The organism is Streptomyces sp. NPDC097129, from assembly GCF_055668065.1.
Genome location: NZ_JBVOQE010000027.1, coordinates 22601 through 28785, shown reverse-complemented (window position 1 = coordinate 28785; position 6185 = coordinate 22601). Strand labels below are relative to the sequence as shown.

Annotated in this window: 3 protein-coding genes; 1 reads left to right on the top strand and 2 read right to left on the bottom strand. The window is 71.0% G+C overall.

Annotated features, from left to right (window positions below):
- The first annotated feature begins 410 nt into the window (after positions 1–410).
- Positions 411–3569, top strand: a complete 3159-nt coding sequence (locus AC0B9F_RS37420) for a DNRLRE domain-containing protein (RefSeq protein ID WP_472010240.1) — start codon at positions 411–413, stop codon at positions 3567–3569.
- 69 nt (positions 3570–3638) lie between these two features.
- Here the strand turns inward: AC0B9F_RS37420 and AC0B9F_RS37415 are convergent, their stop codons facing one another.
- The gene (locus AC0B9F_RS37415) at positions 3639–4841 is read right to left on the bottom strand and encodes an aminotransferase-like domain-containing protein (RefSeq protein ID WP_472010239.1); all 1203 of its coding nucleotides are present in this window, start codon (positions 4839–4841) and stop codon (positions 3639–3641) included.
- A gap of 91 nt (positions 4842–4932) precedes the next feature.
- On the bottom strand, positions 4933–6174 hold the full coding sequence (locus AC0B9F_RS37410) for a helix-turn-helix domain-containing protein (protein ID WP_472010237.1): 1242 nt from the start codon (positions 6172–6174) through the stop codon (positions 4933–4935).
- Positions 6175–6185 lie beyond the last annotated feature (11 nt).

The window sequence follows — 6185 nt, the reverse complement described above, 5'->3', positions numbered from 1 at the left end:
GCATACGCGTCGACCCCACCAAAGCATGCGAGAAAAACGACAGATGGAATCCGCACCCTCTGTCATGACCCCCACACCCTTCAACATCGATTCGCGAAGGTTCCCGCACTCGAAGTGATCTGCGTCACCGGACGAGAGTTGACCGATCGTCACCTTCATGGATAAGTCGACAAGATCATGATGTCTCGCCCCTATGCCCCCACTTCAGGTGATCAAAAGCCGCACTTGAGGCAAGGTCAAGGCGGAGTCACGCACTGCTCAACCGATCGTCACAACTTCATAAATACTTCATACATGGACTGGCTGTGCCGAACATGTGATCGTGTGCGCGACCTTGCCCCGCGGCCTGCCGACCGGGGCCGTTCGTGCTGTCCGTATCCGCTTGGTCCACACGGGAGTAGATCGCCGCCGTGTCCGCGCCGCATCGTTTTCTCAGCCCCTTCGTGCGCACGCGCACCAGGCTGGCTGTCACCCTCGGCCTTGTCCTGGCCGCCCTGACCGCAGCCCTGTTGCCCTGGTGGCAACCCGACGAAGCCCCGCCACCACAAGCCAGCAAGGCCACCGACGCGCGGCCGGCCTCGACCGGGCCGCGTGACGAGAAGGCCGCCCAGGCCGAGGCCAAGCGCACCCGCAAGCAGGTCCTGATCGACACCGCGACCACCGCGACCTCGCAGACGTGGGCCCTCCCCGACGGCAAGCTGCGCACCCGGATGACCGCCACGCCCACCCGGGCGAAGACGGCGTCGGGCACATGGGCGCCGATCGACAACCGTTTGCGCCGGGTGAAGAACGCGCCGCGCAACCTGGGTGTCCAGCCCGTCAACGCCGCCCAGCCGATCCGCTTCTCCAGCGGCACCAAGGCCGCCCACGCGGACCGCTCCTTCGCCCGCGCGCCGCTGGCCGAAGCGCAGGACACCGTGCTGGCCGAGGTCGACATCGCCGGCCACACCGTCGCCTACACCTGGCCCGGCGCCCTGCCCGAGCCCGTCCTCGACGGCCCCCGCGCCCTGTACTCCGAAGTCCTGCCCGGCGTCGACCTGCTCCTGGTCGCCCGCGAAGAGGGCGGCTTCGCCCAGCTGCTGATCGTCAAGAACAAGGAAGCCGCCCAGTCCAAGGCCCTCGCGACCGTCGCCTACGGCCTGCGCTCGGACACCGCCGTCTTCCACCACGACACCGCCACCGGCCGCATCCTCGTCCAGGACAAGTCCGGCAAGGAACTCGGCTCCGTCCCCACCCCGTTCGCCTGGGACTCCAACGGCCGCGACCCCGAACTCGACGAGGGCAAGGGCACCCCGCACACCTCGACCGCCACCCCCGCCGACGTACTCAAGCTGTCCGGCCTGAGCGGCATCGAGCCCGGCGCCCACAGCGCCCCCATGCCTGTCGACCTCAAGGGCGACGGCACCGGCACGACCGGGCTCGACCTGAACGCCACCCGAACGGGCCTGTTCACGAAGGCGGACACGCACTACCCGGTCTTCGTCGACCCCACCCTGAACAGCGGCTGGCTGGCCTGGACCGTCGCCTACAAGCCGTATCCCAACTCCAGCTTCTGGAACGGCACCAACTTCTCCTCCGGCACCTCCGACGCCCGCGTCGGCTACGAGAGTGAGACGGGTGGCACCGCCCGCTCCTTCTGGCGGATGAACTACAGCACCAGTCTCAAGGGCGCGACGATCTCCTCGGCGAGCTTCAAGGTGCTCAACAACCACTCCTGGTCCTGCACCACGCGTGAGTTCCAGTTCGCCATCACCGGGGCCATCTCCTCCGGCACGACGTGGAACAAGCAGCCGAGCTGGTCCACCGTGCAGGAGAAGAAGTCGTTCGCGCACGGCTGGTCCTCGACCTCCTGCCCCGACGACTACGAGTCCTTCAACGTCAAGGACGCCGCCCAGAAGGGCGCCGACGGCGGCTGGTCGAACATCACCTTCGGCATCCGCGCCACCAGCGAGTCCGACGTGCAGACCTGGCGCAAGTTCAAGGCCACCTCGGCCACCATGGAGGTCGTCTACAACCGGCCGCCCTCCGAGCCCACCGGCGGCAAGACCACGCCCGGCGGCACCTGCTCCGTCGGCGGCTCCGGCCCCACGGTCGGCAAGACCAACATCGTGCTGTCGGCCAACGCCAAGGACCCTGACGGCAACCTGAGCAAGCTGCGCTTCCGCTTCTGGAAGACCGGCGGCACGGTCCCGTCCGGCACCCTGGTCACCCCGAACTCCTCCGGCACCGCCACCCTGACCATCCCGGCGACCTTCCCGCTGGAGGACAAGGCCACCTACTCGTGGGACGTGCGCGCGGAGGACTCCGGCGGCCTGGTCTCGTCGTACTTCCCGCCGGGCACCGACCCGTGCCGGCTCAACGTCGACGCCAGCGCCCCGCCGCAGCCCACCGTCGACAGCACCGTCTTCCCCGAGGCCACCCCGGACGGACAGACCTGGTCCACGGTCAAGTTCGGCGGCACCGGCGCGGTCACCTTCACCTCCCCCGGCGCGGCCAAGTTCCGCTGGTCCATCGAGGGCAACAACCCCGTCGACGTGACCGCCGCCAACGACACCGCCACCGTCAGCGCGCTGGCACCCGCCCACGCGGGCCCCAACACGCTCCAGGTGTACGCGTACGACGCCTCCGGCAACGCCAGCAAGCGCACCGACTACTCGTTCTTCGTGCCGCCCCGGGACAAGGCCGACGGCCCGATGGACGCCACCGGTGACGCCCTGCCCGACCTGATCATCGTCAACGCCGACGGCAACCTGCGCAACTGCGTCGGCGGCCCGGACGGCGACCTCTACAACTGCCTCATCGGCTCCTACGACGCCGACAAGAAGCCCGACCCGGCCGGCCACTGGTTCGACCCCGCCACCGGCAAGGCCGCCCTGATCACCCACTACCAGGACACCTACCCCGGCGACGGCTCCACCGACCTGTTCTCCGTCTCCCCCGACGGCCACTTCTGGCTCTACCCCGGCGACGGCTACGGCAGCTTCGACGTCACCCAGCGCCTCGAAGTCCGCCTCCCCGCCAACGCCCCGGCGCCCTCCACCTGGACACAGATCAAGGCCGTCGGCGACATCACCGGCGACAAGCTGCCCGACCTGGTGCTGCGCGCCGGAGCCGAGTTCTGGACGCTGTCCGGCTACACCGGCGCCACCTTCCAGACCGCCACCCAGATGAACGCCGACGCCTGGGCCCGCCGCGAGATCGTCAACGTCGCCGACATCAACGGCGACAACACCCCCGACCTGCTGTGGCGCAACCTCGACACCGGCAGCATGTACGACCGCCAGGGCAAACCCGGCACGATCGCCGGCAGCGTCGACCTGGAATCCCTCAAACTGGCCGCCAACTCCCTCACCGGCAAGGACGAGACCTACGGCGCCAACTGGAGCGAAGCCAACGTGCCCACCGCCATCGGCATCCCCGACGTCAACAACGACGGCATCCCCGACATCTGGGCCCGCTTCACCTCCGACGGCTACACCCGGATCTACCACCCCTCCCGCACCGACACGGGCGCAGCCGTACGCATAGTGCTGACCGTCAACTGGAACACGGTCAAGGCCTTCGGCTGATCCACGCGCACCAACCCCCGGGCCCCGGCCACCCCCTCAACGGGCGGCCGGGGCCCGGCCTTTCCCGGCTCATCGATCCGCGAGCCCGACCGCCAGCCTGCGCAGTCCCTCCCCTGTCTCCTCGGGCGTCTGCGTCACGAAACACAGCCGCAGCGTCCGCGGGTCCGGTGCGGCCGCGAAGAAGGGCGCGCCGGGCACATAGGCCACGTCGTGCCGCACGACCTGCCGCAGCAGCGCCGTCGTGTCGTACGACTGCGGCAGCCGCGCCCACAGGAACATCCCGCCCTCGGGCCGGGTCCACGTCGAGCCGGACGGCAGCGCGTCCGGCAGTCCGGCGAGCATCGCGTCCCGGCGCTCCCGGTAGACGTCCCGCACCGTGGCCACATGCGCGTCGAGCACGTCGAGATAGCGGGCCGCGGCGAGCTGGTTGACGGTCGGGGTGTGCAGGTCGGCGGCCTGCTTGGCGACCACGCAGGCGCGGCGCAGCTCCTGCGGTGCGCGCAGCCAGCCCAGCCGCAGCCCCGGCGCCATCACCTTGGAGAAGGAACCGAGCAGCACCGTCCGGTCCCGTGCACCGGCGTGCGCGGCGATCCAGGGCACGGGCTCTCCGTCGTAGCGCAGCTCCCCGTACGGGTCGTCCTCGACGATCCACAGGCCGCTCCGCGCGGCGACGGCGGCGAGCGCGGACCGGCGGCCGGCGGGCATGGTGCGGCCGGTGGGATTCTGGAAGGTGGGCACGGTGTAGAGCAGCTTCGGCCGCTCCCGGCGCACCAGTTCCTCCAGCGCCAGCGGATCGGGGCCGTGTTCGTCGCCGGGGACGGCGACGACGCGGGCGCCGGCCAGTCCGAAGACCTGGAGGGCGGCGAGGTAACAGGGGTTCTCCACCAGCACGGTGTCCCCCGGGTCGACCAGCGCGGTGGCCAGCAGGGACAGTGCCTGCTGGGAGCCGGTGGTGATCAGCAGGTCGTCGGCGTCCGTCGCCAGTCCACGCCCGGTGATCCGCGTGGCCAGCGCCTCGCGCAGCACCGGCTCGCCCTCGGTCGTGGCGTACTGAAGGGCCCGCGCCGGGCTGTCCTCGAGCACCGAGCGGAAGGCGGCCGCGATGCCGGCACGGTCGAACAGCTCCGGGGCCGGCAGCCCGCCCGCGAAGTTGATCACCTCGGGACGGCCGGTCACGGCGAGGATGTCGCGTACCGGCGAGCCGCCGATCGCCGACGTACGCAGGGCGAGCGGGGGAACGGGCGCGGTCGGGGCGGGGGCTTCGACGGTCATGACACGGCTCCTTCGGGCTGCGGTTGCCTCATGGGGTCGCAGCGTAGAGAGATGTGTGCCGTCTACACCGGCCCTTTCGCCATACGGACGCTCAGCCCTCCTCGACCCGCTCCCAGCCCCGGCCGCCCAACGGGTAGACGTAGTACGGCCGCTGTGACCCGCTCGTGCGGAACGGCCTGCCGTGGTTGTCGACCCGCACCGTGCCGTGCCGGGTGCCGCTGGACCACTCCAGCTCCAGGTACCAGCTGACGTCGTGCCCGCTGGTGTGCGCGTTGACGTAGAAGACCTCGGGGTCGGACTCGCTCACCTTGTACGGGAAGTTCCGCTGCCCGGCGACCGGCATCGCGAGCGGGTTGGGCAGGTCCAGCGACACATCGAAGGACTTGGTCTCCACGCCCCCTCCGCAGCCGTTGCCCATCGCGTACTTGTTCCAGGTCAGCGGTGCCTCACTGCGCACCACGCGCACATGCAGCGCCTGCAGCACGACCGTCCGCGCGCCGGTGCCCTGCACGGTCAGTGTGACGGTCTGGTGGTCGGCGGCCACCGCGCCGAGGGCCACGGACCACCCCTCCGCGTCCTGCTGTGAGGGCGGTTGCAGCACGTTGCCCGGACTGCGGTCCACCAGGAAGTCCTGCTCGCAGGGCACGTCCCAGTAGTACGGCGTGGTGGCGACGGTGACGGCCGCCGGACCGGTGTCCGCCGGAGCGCCGCCGGGAGGTGTCGCGGTGCGGTTCGGGGACGGGGAGCCGGTGCGCGGGGACGGGGACGCCGAGGAGGAGGGGGAAGCGGAGGCGCTGCGGCTCGGTGCGGCGGAACGGGCCGACGCCGTCGGCGACTTGACGCCGGACACACTTGCACCGGCCGCCCGCTCCCCGGTGGCCGGCTGCCCGTCGGGCTGCCCGGGCACCAGGCTCACCGCGACGGCCACCGCGGCGGCGACACCGGCGACACCGGCCCCCGCGAGGACGGCGGTACGGCGCCGGCGGGGCCGGGCGGGCGGTGGTTCGGCAGCGGGACTGTCCGCGGAGGCGGCCTCGGTGGGCGACGGCTCGACGGGCTCCTCGGCCTGCTCCTGCGCCTGCGCGGCCTTCACCCCGCGCAGCGCGTCCGCGCGGACCCAGCGGCGGTGCAGTTCCAGCAGTTCCTCGGGGGTGGCCCGGCAGACGCGGGCCAGGCGTTCCACGGGCGCGTAGTCCACCGGCACGACGTCCCCGTTGACGTACCGGTGCAGCGTGGACGTGCTCATGTGCAGCCGCTTGGCGAGCGCCCCGTAACTGAGCCCCGACCGCTCCTTCAGCTCCCGCAGCAAGTCCGCGAAGTCGCCCCCCGCCACTGTCTCTCCCC

Bases quoted from the DNA above. Each gene is read 5' to 3' on its own strand.
- AC0B9F_RS37415 (WP_472010239.1), bottom strand. From the start codon at position 4,841: ATGACCGTCGAAGCCCCCGCCCCGACCGCGCCCGTTCCCCCGCTCGCC.